At 32.5% G+C, this 17,782-nt stretch carries 24 protein-coding genes; 23 read left to right on the top strand and 1 reads right to left on the bottom strand.

What is annotated here, in order from left to right:
• Positions 1 to 75: 75 nt before the first annotated feature.
• Positions 76 to 324 (bottom strand): hypothetical protein, encoded by a 249-nt coding sequence (locus CPIN18021_RS01320; protein WP_078424233.1) that lies wholly within the window; start codon positions 322 to 324, stop codon positions 76 to 78.
• Positions 325 to 465: 141 nt separating this feature from the next.
• On the opposite strand from CPIN18021_RS01320, the gene CPIN18021_RS01315 reads away from it, so the two are divergent.
• The 23 genes from CPIN18021_RS01315 to CPIN18021_RS01210 all read left to right on the top strand — a co-directional run bounded on the left by CPIN18021_RS01315 (position 466) and on the right by CPIN18021_RS01210 (position 17,779).
• Complete coding sequence (locus CPIN18021_RS01315) at positions 466 to 855, top strand: helix-turn-helix domain-containing protein (RefSeq protein WP_078424232.1); 390 nt, start codon at positions 466 to 468, stop codon at positions 853 to 855.
• The gene (locus tag CPIN18021_RS01310; protein WP_078424231.1) at positions 852 to 1,175 is read left to right on the top strand and encodes a hypothetical protein; all 324 of its coding nucleotides are present in this window, start codon (positions 852 to 854) and stop codon (positions 1,173 to 1,175) included. Before CPIN18021_RS01315 ends, CPIN18021_RS01310 begins: the two co-directional genes overlap by 4 nt.
• Positions 1,176 to 1,342: 167 nt before the next feature.
• Positions 1,343 to 1,507 (top strand): hypothetical protein, encoded by a 165-nt coding sequence (locus CPIN18021_RS08800; protein WP_157888031.1) that lies wholly within the window; start codon positions 1,343 to 1,345, stop codon positions 1,505 to 1,507.
• Complete coding sequence (locus CPIN18021_RS01305; protein WP_078424230.1) at positions 1,467 to 1,913, top strand: hypothetical protein; 447 nt, start codon at positions 1,467 to 1,469, stop codon at positions 1,911 to 1,913. The genes CPIN18021_RS08800 and CPIN18021_RS01305 overlap by 41 nt, the downstream gene beginning before the upstream one ends.
• Positions 1,914 to 2,122: 209 nt before the next feature.
• Entirely contained in the window at positions 2,123 to 3,799 is a 1,677-nt protein-coding gene (locus CPIN18021_RS01300) for a portal protein (protein ID WP_078424229.1), read from the top strand.
• Positions 3,800 to 3,857: 58 nt separating this feature from the next.
• A complete protein-coding gene (locus CPIN18021_RS01295) occupies positions 3,858 to 4,265 on the top strand; it encodes a hypothetical protein (RefSeq protein WP_078424228.1) in 408 nt (135 codons plus the stop codon).
• Positions 4,265 to 4,780 (top strand): hypothetical protein, encoded by a 516-nt coding sequence (locus tag CPIN18021_RS01290; protein ID WP_078424227.1) that lies wholly within the window; start codon positions 4,265 to 4,267, stop codon positions 4,778 to 4,780. Before CPIN18021_RS01295 ends, CPIN18021_RS01290 begins: the two co-directional genes overlap by 1 nt.
• 24 nt (positions 4,781 to 4,804) lie before the next feature.
• On the top strand, positions 4,805 to 5,725 hold the full coding sequence (locus CPIN18021_RS01285) for an SU10 major capsid protein (RefSeq protein ID WP_162273637.1): 921 nt from the start codon (positions 4,805 to 4,807) through the stop codon (positions 5,723 to 5,725).
• On the top strand, positions 5,725 to 6,372 hold the full coding sequence (locus tag CPIN18021_RS01280) for a hypothetical protein (RefSeq protein WP_078424225.1): 648 nt from the start codon (positions 5,725 to 5,727) through the stop codon (positions 6,370 to 6,372). Before CPIN18021_RS01285 ends, CPIN18021_RS01280 begins: the two co-directional genes overlap by 1 nt.
• On the top strand, positions 6,373 to 7,959 hold the full coding sequence (locus tag CPIN18021_RS01275) for a phage tail protein (protein WP_078424224.1): 1,587 nt from the start codon (positions 6,373 to 6,375) through the stop codon (positions 7,957 to 7,959).
• A gap of 9 nt (positions 7,960 to 7,968) precedes the next feature.
• Positions 7,969 to 9,414: a BspA family leucine-rich repeat surface protein gene (locus tag CPIN18021_RS01270; protein WP_078424223.1), complete on the top strand. Its 1,446-nt coding sequence runs from the start codon at positions 7,969 to 7,971 to the stop codon at positions 9,412 to 9,414.
• Between the two features lie 9 nt (positions 9,415 to 9,423).
• The gene (locus tag CPIN18021_RS01265; RefSeq protein ID WP_078424222.1) at positions 9,424 to 9,936 is read left to right on the top strand and encodes a hypothetical protein; all 513 of its coding nucleotides are present in this window, start codon (positions 9,424 to 9,426) and stop codon (positions 9,934 to 9,936) included.
• Between the two features lie 296 nt (positions 9,937 to 10,232).
• Positions 10,233 to 10,601 carry a DUF1353 domain-containing protein gene (locus CPIN18021_RS01260; protein WP_078424221.1) on the top strand — a complete coding sequence of 123 codons (369 nt, stop codon included), beginning with the start codon at positions 10,233 to 10,235 and terminating at the stop codon, positions 10,599 to 10,601.
• A gap of 65 nt (positions 10,602 to 10,666) precedes the next feature.
• Positions 10,667 to 10,933, top strand: coding sequence for a hypothetical protein (locus CPIN18021_RS01255; protein ID WP_162273636.1), 267 nt, complete (start codon positions 10,667 to 10,669; stop codon positions 10,931 to 10,933).
• The gene (locus CPIN18021_RS01250; RefSeq protein WP_226995992.1) at positions 10,933 to 11,193 is read left to right on the top strand and encodes a hypothetical protein; all 261 of its coding nucleotides are present in this window, start codon (positions 10,933 to 10,935) and stop codon (positions 11,191 to 11,193) included. Before CPIN18021_RS01255 ends, CPIN18021_RS01250 begins: the two co-directional genes overlap by 1 nt.
• Positions 11,186 to 11,500, top strand: coding sequence for a hypothetical protein (locus CPIN18021_RS01245; RefSeq protein WP_078424219.1), 315 nt, complete (start codon positions 11,186 to 11,188; stop codon positions 11,498 to 11,500). The genes CPIN18021_RS01250 and CPIN18021_RS01245 overlap by 8 nt, the downstream gene beginning before the upstream one ends.
• Positions 11,497 to 11,910 (top strand): DUF5675 family protein, encoded by a 414-nt coding sequence (locus CPIN18021_RS01240; protein ID WP_078424218.1) that lies wholly within the window; start codon positions 11,497 to 11,499, stop codon positions 11,908 to 11,910. The genes CPIN18021_RS01245 and CPIN18021_RS01240 overlap by 4 nt, the downstream gene beginning before the upstream one ends.
• Complete coding sequence (locus CPIN18021_RS01235; protein WP_078424217.1) at positions 11,900 to 12,154, top strand: DUF5320 domain-containing protein; 255 nt, start codon at positions 11,900 to 11,902, stop codon at positions 12,152 to 12,154. The genes CPIN18021_RS01240 and CPIN18021_RS01235 overlap by 11 nt, the downstream gene beginning before the upstream one ends.
• The gene (locus CPIN18021_RS01230) at positions 12,135 to 12,800 is read left to right on the top strand and encodes a hypothetical protein (protein WP_078424216.1); all 666 of its coding nucleotides are present in this window, start codon (positions 12,135 to 12,137) and stop codon (positions 12,798 to 12,800) included. Before CPIN18021_RS01235 ends, CPIN18021_RS01230 begins: the two co-directional genes overlap by 20 nt.
• A gap of 5 nt (positions 12,801 to 12,805) precedes the next feature.
• Entirely contained in the window at positions 12,806 to 14,569 is a 1,764-nt protein-coding gene (locus CPIN18021_RS01225) for a hypothetical protein (RefSeq protein WP_078424215.1), read from the top strand.
• Between the two features lie 59 nt (positions 14,570 to 14,628).
• Positions 14,629 to 16,722 carry a hypothetical protein gene (locus tag CPIN18021_RS01220; RefSeq protein WP_078424214.1) on the top strand — a complete coding sequence of 698 codons (2,094 nt, stop codon included), beginning with the start codon at positions 14,629 to 14,631 and terminating at the stop codon, positions 16,720 to 16,722.
• 2 nt (positions 16,723 to 16,724) lie between these two features.
• Positions 16,725 to 17,003 (top strand): hypothetical protein, encoded by a 279-nt coding sequence (locus CPIN18021_RS01215; protein ID WP_078424213.1) that lies wholly within the window; start codon positions 16,725 to 16,727, stop codon positions 17,001 to 17,003.
• Between the two features lie 2 nt (positions 17,004 to 17,005).
• Positions 17,006 to 17,779 (top strand): hypothetical protein, encoded by a 774-nt coding sequence (locus tag CPIN18021_RS01210; protein WP_078424212.1) that lies wholly within the window; start codon positions 17,006 to 17,008, stop codon positions 17,777 to 17,779.
• The last annotated feature ends 3 nt before the right edge of the window (positions 17,780 to 17,782 follow it).

The following is a 17,782-nucleotide window of genomic DNA, read 5'->3' as shown; positions in this document are numbered from 1 at the left end:
AAAATATTGATAAAAATGCTCCACCCATAAAAGATATAAATGTTACTGATATTATCAATAGGCTAAGTTCTAAACTCATTTGTTATCCTTATTTGATATAAAAATTTCGCCTTGTCCTGAATAAATCCATTGCAAGTTAAAACCATATTTTTCATTAAAAGTAAAAGCCCAACTTAATGGCATTTTTTTTCTACCATAACGGACTTCGTGATAGATAAATTTCGTAGTCTCTAATAGCTCATAGGTTTTTTGCTTGTTTAGCCCTGCTACTTTTCTCATAGCTTCAAGTCTATCACCTATACTTTCAAAATCTATTTTTACCATTATTTAAAGCCCTTTTTGGTAAAAGATTTGCTATAATGTGTGATATTTGGCAAATCATTTACTTAATTTTGTGGTAATTATAACCCTATTTTTTTTAAAAGTCAAGTATTTTATAGTAAAAAATACTTTAAAAGGATAAAAATGCAAGATGTTGAAAATATATTTTGGCGATTAAGGTGGCTTTTTGAAGTCAAAACAGATAAAGAATTAGCAGTTGCAATGAATGTTCCTTATAAAACTTTAAATGGCTGGAAAGATAGAAAATCAATACCTACAAAGAGATTAATAGATGTTTCACAGGATAATCTTGTTAGCTTGGAATGGCTATTAGATGGCAAGGGTAATTATTCAGATATTCAAAATTCAGTTATTGTCAATGGCTCAAATAGTGGAAATATAGTAAATAGCCATCAGCACAAAGTTAGTTCTGAGCTTATGGAGTTTATAGAATTATTTGAAGAATACGGCAATAACAAAATATTACAAGAGTTTAAAGACAAGCTACTAAAAATAAAAGAGGTTACACAATGAGCAATATAAGCAACAATAACAATTCTGTTATAGTAAATGGCAACAATAGTGGTAACATAACAAATGTAAAAACTGGTTTAAGAGCTGGTGGTGATCACAAGTTATCAATATACAAGGTAAAAGAATTTATAATTACGAGAGAAGATGCCCCAATTGATACTGGATATATTGGTAATCCAAATATGGCCGCAGAGGAAATGCTAAAAAATTTGGATATACCATATTATGAGATTTTAAAAGCTGAATTTATAAAAGAACACGAAGACGATGAACCTTTTTTAAAAGTAAAAATTATTACTTTAAAAAACCAAAAAAAATAAATAGTTTTCTATACAGATGAAGATGTTTTAATATATAAAAGTTAGGAAAAAAAAGATAAAATATATTTACTTAGGCATTAAATACTTTTATGTTGTTTTAGCTTGATTAAGTTTAATTAATATATGGTATAATTATTGTGCTTATTAGATAGATAAGGAGGCAAAAAATGAATGTAGCATTTAACTATCTTGTTATGGGCTTTAGAAATGCTTTTACGCCTGTGAAGATAAAACACGCTAAAGAATATGGCGAAACATTTATAGATTTTTATAAAAAGAGAGATAGAGCAATTGAAGAAGAACAACTTAAAAGAAAAAGCTCAAAAAAATAAAAATCAAGATGTTTTGGATAAACATATGGATGTAAAGGCTATAATCCAAAACACAAATGTAAATGTAGAGATAAACCCATCTGAACTTGCAAGTATAGCAAAAATAAATCAAGACTTGGCTAGAGAGTATCTAGAAGTAATTTTACAAAATAATGAACATGTTAGGCAAATTGAGAATGGGTTAATAAATATAGAAAAAGATGAACAAAAAATAAGAATAAAAGAATCAGACGCAAATATAAAATACTCTGGTATTGGGCAATGGCTGGCTTTTGTAGTTATACTTAGTTGTTTGGGTATAGTAGCATATGCCGTATATACAGAACAAACTGCATTTTCAATCACTTCTGTTATAAGTACTGTAATCTTAGGCTTATATCATATAAGCGGAAGAAACAAAAAATAATCCACAAAAATAAAAAAAAAGATAACCCCAGGAGCGTGCAGAATACTAAGCAAATGCCTACCTTGAATGCAAGACTACAGCTTTAATCCATCACAAGTTATCTTTAATTTGAAATTATATATAAAAAAAGTAAATTTGTAAATAAAAAACTTTATAAAAAATAGGAAAATACTAATTAAACTATTCTAAATGTTAGAAAGGATAGTTATATGGCTGATGTTAAGCTGGAATTAGTAAATGAAGCTTTTAAGAATTTAGAAAAGTTACAAGAACGATTTTTAAATTGTGAAAGAGCATATCTTGCAAAATATAAAGAAGATAACAGAACCACAAAAAGAAAAAATACAGAAAGAAGCAGATCAAGGCTTTATGTACCACTTATAAAGACAACTGTTTTGATAATACACTCAATATTTAAAACTAGCTTTATGTCCGATCGTTGTCCTATAGAGATAACAAGGGTTGGTTTAAAAAGTGATAGTGATTTAACCTTACAAAATGCACTAACAGCAGTGCTTAAAAACAGATGGAAAAAAACAGAACATAGGGTAGGATTAAGCAAGGCGGTATTATCCGCACTATATCTACCGCTTGGAATAACCAGCCTTTATTATGATGGGCAAGAAAAGAAAATAAGAACTAGATTTATACCTATAAACGATCTAGCCTTTGATAAAGATGCAAGTGATATAAATGATATAGAATATGTAGCCTACAAATGGCACCAATCAATAAGAGAAGTAAAACAAAAGATTAAAAGCAAATACTATAAGCAAGTGGAGGATGAAGAGGCTATTTATAGGGCTTATAGTAAAGATAGCTCACGCATACAGATGAAAGACTTATACGAAAAGAGTTATAAGGATAATAAGATCGTATGGAAATTAAAAAGCTTTGCTAATGATGTGCTTGTTAGAGAGGCTACATTTTCAAGACTACCTTTTCACTTTGGGTATTGTATAGAGGATATGCCAAGGATTTTAGAAGAAGATAGAGAAAATCAAAACTGTGTTTATGGGTCTTGTATAAGTGAAATAGCAAGAGAAATACAAGAAGAATACAACATAAAAAGAAATCAAAAGATAGATATAACAGAAAATCAAATAGACCCTTTGTATATCATAGATAAAGAGGTTGGAGAGATAGCTATAAGCGACATATCTGCAAGAAAAAAATATATAAGGGCGCAAAGTATTCAAGGTAAAAGCATAAGCGATATAATCCAACCATTACCACAACCAAATGCATATCCACTTAGTGAAGAGATAGCTATGCTTAAAAATGAGTATGAAGTAATTACTGGTGTAAATAGTGTAATGACCGGACAGACTAGCCCTAGCGATAGGCGTGCAATGGGGGCTTTGCAAACTGTGAATGCATCAAGTTCTATGAGAATTGAGAGTATGATGCAAACACTAATGGAGACTATGCTTTCATCTTATGCTACTCACTTTGTAGAGCTTATATATAAACATACTAGCGATGATGACTTTATAAAGATAACAGAAGATGAAGAGCTTATAGCAAAGATAGGTGATGAGAGCTTTAGGCGTAGTAATAGACTTGATTTTGATGTAAATATAGAGTTTGGAACTACTATAAGCAAGGAGGTTAAGATAGGGCAGCTTAATAGCCTGCTTGGAGTCTTAGCTCAAAACGGCATACAGTCTATAGAGATAGTGTCGGGTATATTAAAAGAGATTTTGACACTTATACTTGGTGAAAATGCACCGCTTGAGATGATAGATGAGTATATAGCACAAATGCAAGCACAACAGCAAGCGATGGCAGAACAACAAGCGATGCAAGCACAGCAAGAAGCACAAGAACAAGAATTAAGCGATGAGCAAAAAGAATTAGCAAATTTAGCTATGGGTGGCGTATAGTTTTTATAAAAAGTAGGAAAGAAATAAATAAAATATGAAAAATACCAAAGGAGTTTTTATGAGATATAAAGAACAGTTTGAAGTGCTTGGTATTATCAAGTATCAAGCAAGTAACGGACTAAATGTCTATGAAGGTGGCAGGGGTAAAAATGCCACAAAGGGGCAGGTAGATGGTGGAAACATAGGGGATTATGTTTTGCGATTAAAAAATGGTGGCTTTATAAACTCCATAAGTGTGATGAGTCCTGAAGAGTGGGAAGCTTTATCAAAAGATGAAAAAGAGGCTGAGGCACTTGGTGTTGTAGAGTTTAAAACCATAGAAGAGCTAAAAGCAGAACTTGTAAAAACAAAAAGAAGATTGCTTGAACTTGAAAAGGCTAGCAGGGGTGAAAAGGAGCATAAATCAGATGTGGAAGTTTTGCCAGCGGTAGAGCCTGAATTATTAGACAATGAGGGAGATAAATAATGGATAAAGATTTAAGTGCTTTTGATGTGTCTTTGGATGATGTCGGACAAGAGCCTAGCACAGACAATAGCGAACAAGGCACAAAAAAAGTAGAAACAAAAGCAGCTGATAAGCCAGCAGAAAAAACTGAGCCAAAAGCAAAAGAACCAAAAACTATAACTATGAATGAAGATGAATATCATAACTTCAAACATATGGAACAAGAGCGTGAGCTAGATGAAATTGATAAAACTATGAAAAATAAATATTCTGACTTTAATGTTAGAAAAATCATAGATAAGATACTTGAATTTGATAAGAAAGACCCGGGATTTGCTGATTTGTATTATAACCCTATGGGTTTTGAAAATATCTATCTTACACACTTTAAAGATAAGCAAGTAGAAGATGATGAGTTTGACACAGGTAGAGGAATGGCAGGCGGTATCTCTATGGATGAGAGGATAGAGAAGATGAATAGAGGCGAAGCTAGCTATGATGATAAGTTAGGCTTTTATTCTAAATTTTTTGCATAAAGTTAGGAGAATAATAATATGGCAATGAAACAAGGTTTAGTAACAACACAAGAAGCTTTTGGTAAAAGCGGGGCAGACTTAGAAAGAAGAATATATCAGATAGGCTGGACTGAAACACCATTTTTAAGCACGATACAAACAATGGCACCGGCAGATAGAAGCTCAAGTGTTAGTTTGGGTCATCAATGGTTTTATGATGAGATACCTGATTGTGATATAGATAATGCACACAATGAAGGTGCAGCGATGGCTGATCTTAAAAACTATACAGGTGGAAGTTTGAAAAATCACTTTCAGATAGTTAAAAATGCTTATGGTGTTACAGGTAGTGAAGCAGCTGGAAACAGAATAGATGGTAAAAAACAACTAGCCGTGCAAGGTGAGCTTAGTTCACACGTGCATAAAAGAACAATCGAGAAGATATTAGTGTCAGATCAAGCTGCGGTGCAAAGAGTAAACTCTGCTAATACGGCTGGTAAATGTGGTGGGCTTAAGAGCTTTTTAACTAGCTCAAACAAAGTAGATGCCGGTGGTTCTGAGCTTAGTTGGCAAATGATATTAGACTTGCTTAAGGTTGGATTTTTAAAAGGACGTCCTTATAAAATACTAATGATGGGCGATAACCAAAAGGATAGATTAGACTTTTTGCTTGAGAAAAAACAACAAGCAACAATGGACACTAACTATCTTGGTGTGAATGTGCAGACATTAAAAAGCACCTCATACGGTAGCAATATCAAGATACTTTTAAACCCTTATCTTGAAAACAACGAAATAATTGCTTATAACCCTGAAGATATCGTTAAGGTTAATTGGCGTCCTATGGAAGTAAAAAGTCGTGTAACAACAGATGATAAAGAGTTAAAAGAGATAATAAGCGAGTTTACTCTTAGAGTGTGTACACCTTATGCCTTTTGTGCATTACAAAGCTTAAAGGCAAACTAATGACACTATCAGCATTTAAAAGACAATATGAGATTATCACAAGGGGAGATGTAAAAATCCCTGATGATAATGAGTTTTTTATGCTTATGGAAAAATCAGCCCTAGAAATAACTAGGGCAACTACTCCACTTGAGCTTATAGAGATAGACCATAGGCATTTTGAAGTGGATTATTATATTGATAAAAAGTATTTTGTAAGGAAATTTAAACTACCAAAAAACGATAATGATGAGATTGATTTTCTTGACAAAATGCTTTTAAATGCTTTATGTGCTTTGATAGCAAGAGATAGAGCGAAAGAAGATAAGTTTTATTATAAATATGACAGGCTTTATAAAAGTGCAATGTGCGAATATAACCTAAATAACTTTGATGAGAGAAGCTACAACACAGAAGAAGCACTAAAGGCACAGGGGTGGTTAAAGCCTTATGATATTAATTATGCGATTGATAGTTTTTATGTATGGGATAGTGATTTTATCCAAAAATTGGATTATTGGATGGCTAATGTATATACGATAAAGAACTTATCATATAGAAAATTTATTTATTTATTTATTGACTATCAAAACCAAAAGATAGACCCTGACAGAGAAGACTTAAGAGAACTTGACAAACTTATGAAAGATAAAACAAGGATGGATTAGATGGCTGAAAAAGAATTTACTCAGATATGTAAAGAGATTTTAGCACTTGGCAAAAGAATAGAGGCTATGGACTTTGAAGAGCTTAGGCAAATAGAAGTCCATGTTAAGGCTATACAGGTTGCACTTGATTCTAGTAAGAGTGATTTTGATAGCAAATATGCACAACTTCACGGACTTGAAAGCGCTTTAAGAGGATATGAAACTAGCTTAAACAATATAAAAAGCGAAATAGAAGCTAAGGCTAGTGAAATTAACCAAGCTGTATCTAGTGGCTTAGCTAAAATAAGTGAAGCGGATAGTATAAAAGATGAAGTAGTATCAAAGCTTGAGAGAGTAGAAAGTGCTTTGGCAAGAGCTGATGAAGGTATAAGCAGACTTGACGCACTAAAATCTAAAATATATCAAGAACTACAAAACAAATCAAACGAGATGAAACTTGTAGCACAAAATGCAGTAGCTACTGTGGAGACAAGACAACAACAAGCTACACAAGACATCGCAGACCAAACAAGAAAACTATTAGACTTTGTGCAAGAAAAAATGTGCTGTTGGTATAGCAAACGCGATGAAGTAATAAACGAATTAGATAAAAAAGCACAAGAAATAATAAAACAAGTAGAAGATGTAAAACTAGAGAATAGACAAATTGATGATTATATGGATAGGTTAGAAGAAGCTAAACAAGAAGTTGATCAAGTCAGACAATCAGCTGATGAGATAAAACAAAAAGAACAAGAGCTAACAGAGCTAAAAGATAAATTAAATGAGTTAAAGGATGATATACAAACTGTATCAAGTGATGGGCTTATAGATGATAAAAAGCCATCTTTAATAAAGGTGTATTCAAGTAAAAAAGTAGAAACACTTATAGATATAAACAGCCCATCTGTGCCGGTGGGTGCGGTAGTAGAATATCCGGAGGACAAAGAACTTCCGATAGGGTTTAAGGTACTTGATGGAAGTAGCTTAGATAAATCAGAGTATGCAGAACTTTATGAAATCATAGGTGATAAGTTTGGAAGTGATGAAAGTAGTTTTAATCTACCAACAGAACAAATTCAACAAAAAACGAATCAAGATGTCATAGATGATAACAACAAAGGAACCAATAAGACATATTCAAGCACAAAGATAGAAAGCTTAATAAGTGCAAACAATAGCACAATCCCTGTAGGAACTATCTTTAACTACCCAAAAGGACAAACTTTACCTAAGGGTTTTAAAGCCCTTGATGGTGCTAGTTTAAGCAAAGCTGAATATGCAGATTTGTTTAATGTTTTAGGCGAAGGTTTTAGTATAGATGATGATAATTTCGCTTTACCTAAAAACCAAATAGAACAAACAAGCTTAAGTATAGATTTAAGTAAGGGAAATAACTTTGTGATAAAACCAGCACAAAGCGAAGAGATGAGCTTAAATAATGCCACAGTAGGACAAACTGGAACGATAGTAGTAACAAACAGTGCAATGATAACAAACTTTAACAATAAGCTAAAGTTTAAAACACAGCCGAAAGGTATGAGTGGTGTAGAAACATTTAATTATTATGTTTTATCAAGTGATGATATAAAAATACATAGATATTAAGGAGCAAATATGATAAAGATAATTAAAGCAAGTAATACGGTAGAAACTGAAAAAGATGTTTACTCTAGAGTTGAAGCTGATAACACTTTTTTAAAAAAAGGTGAGCAAGTAAAGCAAGAGAGTGTTATCGACGATAGCAATAAAAATGTTAACAAGACTTATTCAAGTAATAAGATAAACGAGCTTTTAGGAGATGTTTATACAAAAGCACAAAGCGATGATAAATACGCATTAAGTTCAGCACTAGCGGGTTATCTTACGACTACAGAGGCAAGTAGTACTTATGCTACAAAGATTGAGTTAGATAGCAAACTAACTGTAGATACGTACACTAGTGAAAAAAATAATTTTGCTACAAAGAATGAGTTAAACTCTGTAAGAAGCGCTATACCTAGCACTTCAGGATTTTTAACTCAAAGTAGTGCAGATAGTAGGTATATTCGTTCAGAAAACGCAAACTATACAACAGTAACAGATAATCTTGCTAGTTCATCGCCAAAGGAAGCCCTTAGTGCCAATCAAGGTAAAGTCCTTAAAGAGTTGATAGATAAGAAAATAGACAAAACTTCAGCTGAATTTTTATATCTAAAAAAAGCAGGACAGACTGCATTTGATAAAAGGGAACAAACAAGTTTAAGTGCTGATTTAAGACAGAGTAACAACTTTGTTATAACCCCATCTACAAAAGAAACACTGTCTTTAAACAACGCAATTGCTGGGCAAACTGGGATGATAGTAGTAATGGATGGCTCTAAAATATCAGGATTTGGTAGTATGTGTAAGTTTAAAGTAGTACCAAAAAATTTATATGGCTATGAGCTTTTTATTTATTTTGCTGTTAGTCCTACTGATATCAAAATGTCACATATAACAGTTAATAACAGCAATAGTGTTGAATCTAAAGTCCAAAGATTCAAAGGTACATATTTTCCACTGACACATACCACTAAAGACCCAGTATACCCAAAATACGTAGAGCGAGGAGGAACTCCTTATACATTTAAACCTAATGATGGTTTATATTTCTCAAAGCCACCAACTTCGTTTAAATATCTTTTCAAGAATGACTCAAATGCAAATAACAGTCTGTACTTTAATGACCCTGATATTAGTCTTTGGGATACAACACAAATTACAAATATGGCTGATATGTTCTACGGTTGTAAGAAATTTAACCAGTCTTTAAATAACCTCAATACAGAAAATGTTACTGATATGAATAGTATGTTTTGGGACTGCTATGAGTTTAATCAGACTTTAGAACATTTCAAGACTGATAAAGTTATTGATATGTCCTTTATGTTCCACGATTGTAAAAAGTTTAACAAAAACATAACTAACTGGAGCGTTGGTCGTGTTACTATATACCAATATTTTGCTCAAGGCTCAGCATTGTCAAAAAGTAATGTTCCATCTAAGTTTAGAAACAAGAACGCCAACACAGCTTGGAGATAAGGATAAAAAATGAAAAAATACTTTGATAAAAAAGAAAAAAGGTTTGTATTTGATAGTTATGTAACTACAGATGATGGGATATTTTATCTTGATAGACTAAGTAAAGAGGAACTAAATAAGATTGGGTTGCTTCCTGTTGTAGAAGTTCAAATTAACCCTGATTATCAAACGGTAGAGTATAAAGAGGTAGATGGTGAATATGTAGCTCAAATCATAGAGACAAAGAGTATACAAGAATACACAAAAGAAAAACTTATACAAGAATTTAAGGATAGAGCTGGGGAGTATTTAGATAAAAAAGCACAAGAACACGGATATGATAATATTTTAAGTGCCAGTTCTTATGCTGGGTATGAAAATGACTTTCAAGAAGAAGGAAAAGCTTTTGGTGTGTGGAAGTCTAAAGTGTGGAAAACTGGGTATATGTTTTTAGCTGAAAAGGAAGCACAAGGTGTAGACCCTAGAGATGTAGATTTAGAAGAGCTTTTTAAACAGCTCCCGGAGTTAGAGTTAACTAAATAGAAAGGAGATAGTAAAAACGGCTAGAGGGAAAAACCATATTAGCCCCAAAAAAGGGGCTAGGCTTAGTAAGCCTTGACAACTATAAAACAAAGTATTATAATTGTTAATATGATTTTTTGAAGCATTAAGCTCACCTCCTTTCTGAGGTGAGAAGCGTAAAAAACGACAACTGCTTGTCATTTTTAGCTTTGCAAGACGAGGCGATGTGGATTTATCCACCGCCGAAGTTAAGCATTAGGCTGGAGGTTGTGACCCTCTAGCCTAACCTCTAGTCGTAATTCTACTTTAAAACAAATATGAACAAACTTAACAGAGTCATTGTTAAACCTTTTGGTAAAGATAAATTCGAAGTAGTAGAAGATTTTATCTTTGAAGGTATAAAAGTACCTAAGGGGTATAAAAGCAATGGTGCAAATGTGCCTCGCCTTTTATGGCCTATCTTTCCACCAAATAGTCCTGAGTATCTATCGGCTACTATCTTGCATGATTATTTATGTGATGTAGCTGATAGCACTATCAAATACGACACACTTAAAAATGTGAGCTTTAAATACGCTGATGACATGCTTCTAAAGACTCTTTTGTCTTTAGGGGTTGGAAAATTTAAGTCTAAGCTGTTTTATTATAGCTGTAGGCTTTATCACAAAATAAAGTATAGACAATGATAAAAAGCTATTTTAATTATATACCTTATATGATTATTGTACTTTGTTTTGTGTGGATAAATCATTTGAATAATAAAATAGATGATTTGACATACAAACTAAACGCTAGCAATATAACAAATGAACTTTATATATCAAACCTTAGTGAGTGTAACTCTAAGATAGAACTTCAAAACGAAAAGCTAAAAGCATTAAAAGTAGATAAAGAAAAACTAAACGATGAACTTATAAAGCTTGATGATAAATTTAAAAAGATAACAACGCCAAAATCAAATAGCAAATGTAGCGTAAAACTAAAATACTATGAGCAACTTTTTAAGGAGCTTTCTTGATGAAAACAGAAACTAAAAACAGAAATTGTAAGTTTGTATTTTATATCTTTGTAGTTGTTTTTTTGATTATTTTAGCAGGTTGTGCTGATAAACAAGTAATAGTAAAAACAGAGTATAAAGATGTATACGTGCCAGTGAAATGTAAAGTAGAGCTACCAAATAAACCAGCATTTGATGAAAAAAACCCGCAGACAGCAAAAGAGCTATCTAAATACTATAAGCAAATAGAAATACTTTTAAAGGGATGTATAGATGAATGATATCTTAATATTTTTTGAAAAAAATAGTTATTTACTTTGGATAGCAACTATTGGTCTTGTGGCTGGATTTTTAAATGATAAGTATAGTGAAGATAAGACAAACACAAGAAAGATGGCTAATTTCTTTACAGGTGCAATATCTAGTATGTTTTTTTGCTGGATAGCTTATGAAATATCATACTATTTTACAGACCATGAAAGGCTATCTTTAGCTGTTGGTGGGTTTGTCGCGTGGAGAGGCGCTGAGTGGATAAATAGCATAGTTGATAAATTTATAGAGACAAAAACAAATAAAGGCATTAGATGATACTTCACATAATGAGAATAAAAGATATAAACGATGGGACCATTGGCGAGTTTGAACTAAAAAATAGTGATGATGAGATAATGCTAAATGGCTACACACTAGAACCAGCAGGACCTGACACAATAGAAAGAAACAAAGATAAAAGAATGCCAAAGGGGCTTTATCATGTCTCTTGGCATTCTAGCCCTAAGTTTAAAACGACATTGCCACTCTTGCACAATGAAAACGTAGCCAAAGATAGGTTTGTGCTGATACATGCTGGGAATTACCCAAAGGACACAAAAGGATGTATCTTGCTTGGGGCTAGTTATGATGATAAGGGCGTGTATAAAAGCAAAGATACTTTAAATAAATTTTTAAAATTAACAAGATGTAAAGAGCTAAAGGTGGTAATAAGCGATGTCAGATGAAAGCACAAACAATAATCAAGAGCTAAAAGAGCTAAAAGAGAAAGTATCTTATCTAGAACAAGAAAAACAAGTTTTAGAAAATAAAGTTAATTATTTGGAGCAAAGAATAGATAATTTATCAAATGCGATAGATAAAATAAATAATAATGGCATAAGCTCAAAAGTAAGAGATATAAACAACACTCTTACTCTACAAAATGCAAAGATAAGAAGGATACAAAGAGATGATAGATACAAACTATAATGAAGTATATAAAGAGCGATTAAAGGATTTAATAGAGCTAACAACAAAAGAAGATAGCCCTTATAACCAAACAATAAAGTTTTTAGAAGAGAAATTTAGCGAGTACAATATAACAAATGATTATCGTATAAAGATACTTGTTGCTTTACTTCCGCAGATGACTTTGCAATTTACACAAACAGCAATGCAAGTAGCTTTACAATTAGCCGATGAAGACCTAAGCTTTGCTGTAAAGCTTGAAAACCTAAGAAAACAAGGCGAAGCTATGGAAGCAAATATCGCTGGCATAAAAGAGCAAACGAAAGCTCAAGAGATAAAAAATGCAAAATTATCAGAACAAAGAGCTGATGAACTGGAAAATCTAAAAAAACAAGGAAGAATGCTAGAAGCTCAGATAAAAAAGCTAGAAAAAGAAAACAAACTGGCTCAATCACAACAAGAAGCGATAGATAGACAAGTAAAAGATAATAGGGTAATAAAAGTGCTTAGTATTTTAGGAAGCTTTATCGAAGGCAATCAACAAGGCGGTATGATAGTGCCTAGTGATATGACTAAGTTCTTTTTTGACCTACAAAGTGAGCTTATTAAAAATGATGTAAACATTACTAAACCAACCACAATGAGTATGACAGAGCGAAAGAAATAAGATAGATGTATATTGCATTTAAAGACTTTATAAATACAACATATAACTTTAGTGATGATATTTTTACAGAACTTGCGGGAAGTAACTTTGATGAGAGTTATGCGAGCGGAAGTCTTTATAATGCCTTTTCTTTACCTATGCCAAATTTAAAAGGGCTTTTTATAGAACAAGGTGGGTCTTTAAGTGAGGCTATAATGCAACTTAATGAAGACTTTGTAGAGTTTGCACTAAGTGCTATACAGATATCACTTGAGTATAAAGATTATAAAAGAAGTTTAGAGGGTTTTACAAATGCTACAGAAATTGCCATAAATGCTATAAATGATTTAAGACATTATACAAATGAGCTATCAAACCGCGATAGTGAGAATGCAAGATTTGATAAAACAAATCCTCTAGCTTTAGGTGAGTTTGGGAATATTGGAATTTCTGGAAATGGATACTATAAAGCTGGTAGTCTTGCAGGTCTTGCTGATGAGATACATAAAGATAGTGCTTTAGAGAATGTGCTTGAGAGTATTAGTAATGTTTATTTAGGCTCTCTTGGTTCAATTTTTGCTGGTATTGCATTTGATTATGCTAAAGATGATAAATTTAATGCTTCAAATATTGCAGAGCATGTTTACACAGGACTTCTTAAAAAGAGTGTAGATGTGGCTATAAGTAAAAGCTTATCAGCTCTTGGAACTACGATATCTCCTATCGGTGGGTTTATGGCATTAAAAGCAGTGCAAACATTAGTAACAGAAGCTTTAGAAGTAGCAACTGGGCTTGATAATCGCTTTGGATTTGGTGGAGACTTGGTAGGTGCTGTAAATATTGATAATAAGCAAGTAAATACCTACATAGGCGATAGAAGCTTTTTGCAAGGTTTGAAATCTATGATAGGTCTTGATATGGGAGCTGAGTTTTTAACAGACATAGATAAAAATGTTCTTGGCTTTGCATATAATGAAAAGATATCAGCTGTTTATCAAGGCGATAAACTTGTAAGTAATATAACCAATAATGTGTTTAGTAGCACAATAGTTGATAAAAGTTTGAGTGCGTTTTTAGAAACTGGGTTTAATAGCTTTTCTGAAGTCTCTAGTTATAATAGAGACTCTATGTCAAGAAGCTTAAACATAGATGGTTTTAACTCTACTTATGGGACTAATATCTCAATGGATGCTTACGGAAATGTAAACTTTAATATAAATATTCGTGGAGAGCTTGATAGTATAGCTTTTGGTTTAAGTGATGAAGTGAAAAATGAGTTAGCTAAGTTTTCTTATGATACTCCAAATATTTTGGATTGGGATAGGATAAATACACAAGCTACAGCACAAACACAGAGTGTTACATCAAGCTCAACAATGGCTAGCTCAGATAATATACATGAGCTTAGTGATAGACTTTATAAGCGTGCGAGAAATGAAAAAAATAAATTTGTGAGAGAGCATTTAAATCTTATAGCTACTTTCGAAAGAAATAAAGAGAATTTAAAAGCAGATAGAAATAATCTTGGTCGTGGTCTTGGTCGTAATGGTGACTATGGTGCATTAGGAAGTGGTCTTGGTCGTGGTCTTGGTCGTAATGGTGACTATGGTGCATTAGGAAGTGGTCTTGGTCGTGGTCTTGGTCGTAATGGTAACTCAGGTAGTGATAATTCTTCTAGAAGTAGCAGGGGTGGTCGCAGAAGTGGCATGAGCGATGGTAAGCCAGGTGGTCGCTCAAGAGCAAGTAAGGAAAGGGCAAGCAATAGAAGCAAAACCGGTAAGAGCTGGTAGTTTTTATATTTTTTAGGAAAGTCTTTAATAGTATATAAAAAACTAAAAAAGGCTTTATTATGAAATGTCCTATAAAAGAAACCATTGCAAAGAGTTCAAAGCTTTTTGATGATGTTTTAAAACAAGATAATTGGGATAAAAAAGTAGATAAACTTTTTGAAATTGCTGGTAAACTTACAGATGATGCAAGTGTAAAAATCGCACAAAAAAATCCACAAATAGCTAAAATTTTAAGTCTAAGTAAATATGGCCGAGAGATAAATAATATCTTAGATGATTTTACAAAAACAAAGATGGGCATATATGCTCATGCTAAAAGAGTAAGGGATAACTTATCACAATTAAATAAAGATGAAAGTAAGCTCCTTTTTAAGGCAATGGATGGAGAGATAGAATCTAAAGACTTACCTGATTATCTAAAACAAACCTATGCAACATATAGAAAAATCATAGATGATAATGCTACTGATCTTGTAAAAGCTGGTGCTTTAAGCGAAGATAAAAAACTAAGCAATTATATAAAACGCTACTATGAAAAACATTTAAAAGAAAACGAAAAAACAAAAAAGCTTTTGTTTGATGAGTTTAAAGCAAGAAAAGATTTAACTTATGATCAGCGTGTTGGTCTTAAAATGATTGAAGACTCAAGCTTTGCTATCTCAAAAACAATAGCAGAACAAAAGGTTCAATTACTAAGGGCAAATATACTAAAAACTTTTGCTGATAGATATGCTGGTGATAAGATGGCTGATGGACTAGTAAGAATAAGTGATGAGACTGTTGGTGGTGGTATAAAAAAATATGGTGCTTTGGCTGGTAAGTATGTGCCAGAAGATATTGCAAATGCTGTTAAAGAAGCTGATTTGATAAGCGGAGAGATAAAGAAATTTAACCACTGGTATTATAAGCTAATTGATCATATAAAAGTAAATGTTACTGTTAAAAACCCCTTTACACATTTATACAATTTTGGTTCAAACTTTATGCTTAGTTATTTGCATGGTGATTTAAAATATCTTGCAAAGACTTTAAATATGCTTGCTACTGATAAAAAGGCTTTTGATAAGCTTGTTAATGAAGCAAACGGAGTTGGTTTAAACTCTATGCTTAATGACCTTGAAGGTATAAAAGACTTAAAAGTAGAAAAGAGAGATGGCATTTTTTGGAATTTAGCTAGGCTTGCTTATTTTTCAGAAGGTTCAAAAACTGGTGATGCGATAAGAAAAGCATACGACTGGGAAGATAAGTTTTTTAAACTAGCTAGATATAAGAAAAATATAGATGCTGGAATGAGTCCAAAAGAGGCTATGAAAGATGCACAGTATGCTTATGTGGATTATTCAACACATTTTAATGGAACTCTTAGATGGCTTGATAAAAGCGGGATCATGCCATTTTTACATTACAGTGTAAAGTCAAGTCCTATGGTGCTAAAAACAATAATGAAAAATCCTGGTAAGTTTATGCTACTTCAGGCTGGACTTGTAGGATTTGGAGCTAGTTCATTTTTTGGTGATAATGAAAAAGAGAATTTATTTAAGCCATCGTGGGCTGATAGTAATAAATTTCCTAATGTTTTTGGAATAAAAAGCTTTATGGATTTAGGTAATGGTTGGTATTTAAACTCAGGTCGTTTGGTGCCTGGATTTAGATTTGATGGCTTTGATAAGCTTGAACTTAGTGGTGGTTTTGCTAAGGGTATATGGAATGTATTAGCTGAAGGTAAAAGCACACTTGGATATAGCTTTGAAAAAGAAGATGACGGCATACCTAAAAAAATGTATAAACGTATAGCAGAATTAACAAGAAATTATCTACCACCGCTTACTTTTGGTAGATATGGACAAGATGTGTTTAAAAGCACGGTTCATAGTGTAGCACCTGATTTTATAGATGCACCAAAGTCATACAATAAAAAAGATGATGCTAGTGTCGGTGAAATACTTTCAAAAGGTGTTGGGTTTAGAAAATTTCAAGAACAAAAAGAGGCACAACAACAAGCAAATAAACTCAAAAAAGAGTATAAAAAATCAGTAGAAGAGAGAGATTATAACAAACAAAGAGATATTAAAAATAAACTTGAAGAGTATAAGAAATATTCAAGAGCTAAAAATATAAAACTAAATCTATCATTAGAAAAAGAAAGGAGATAGTAATGTGGGATTTTTTGAAAAATGCTGGTAATGGCTTTAGTGATTTTTTAAAAAACAATGCCGATAGTATCAATGCTGTAGGTGCTGTTGTCGGTGGTGTTGGTAGTGCAATAGCTAGTCATAAACAAGCTAAGTTACAACAAAAACAGTTTAATTTTAATCTTGATTTGGCAAGAGAGGAGCGAAAGCGAAGAAATAGATCCGAACAAGACTTGCAAAGGGCTTGGAGTGGTAGTAATTTAAATATCTATAGAAAACGTAATGAAGATGAGGAGATGTAATAATGGCTAGATTTAATATAAACTACCTACCAAATCCAACTATGAGTTCAGGTGCTGGTACTGGTATGGGAATAGCTGCTATTGGAGAGAGTATATCAAGACTCGGAGACATAGGACTTCAAAGAAAAAAGAGAGAAGAAGAAAAGGCGGAACGTGAGAGACTTGTAGCTTTACAAAATAAAGAGTATGGACTGAAAGAAAGAACAGCAAACGCTCAAATAAATAATCTAGAACACGATAATAAGATAAAAGATAAAGAGCTTAGACTTAGGAGTATGGAAACTAATAGTAAGGTTAATTATTATAATGCGAACACTGCTGAAGCTAAACAAAAAGCTAGATTTAGCAACGAAGATAGGATAGCCTCTATATCATTAGTTAGGAAGATGTTTCCTGATGAGACAAAGGGGCTTAGTGATAATGAGGTTATTTTATTTGGTAATAAGATAGATAAGCAGCACAAAGAGTATCAAAAACATAAGGCAGAACAGATAAAAAACACAGGTATAGACCCTGATGAGTATAAGCCTATATCATTAGAAGAGTATAAAAACTTAGATGCTAAATATCTAAGATATATAAAGTCTGACAAGAGTGGAAATAAGTATATAAGTAGAAGTGCTTTTAATGGCGAAAAAAACACTTCTGATGATATGGCTTTTAGTGATAGTATTACCGGTAGTACACCTAACAAAAACGAACCTAAAAAAATACAAGAAAAGCCAAAAAATAAAAGTTATAGTGTAGATTGGCTTAATAAGTATGAAATGGATTAAGCC

The sequence above is a fragment of the Campylobacter pinnipediorum subsp. caledonicus genome, assembly GCF_002022005.1.
GTDB lineage: Bacteria > Campylobacterota > Campylobacteria > Campylobacterales > Campylobacteraceae > Campylobacter_A > Campylobacter_A caledonicus.
Note: the sequence above shows the minus strand (reverse complement) of the source record. Positions and strands in the feature narration are given on the sequence as shown.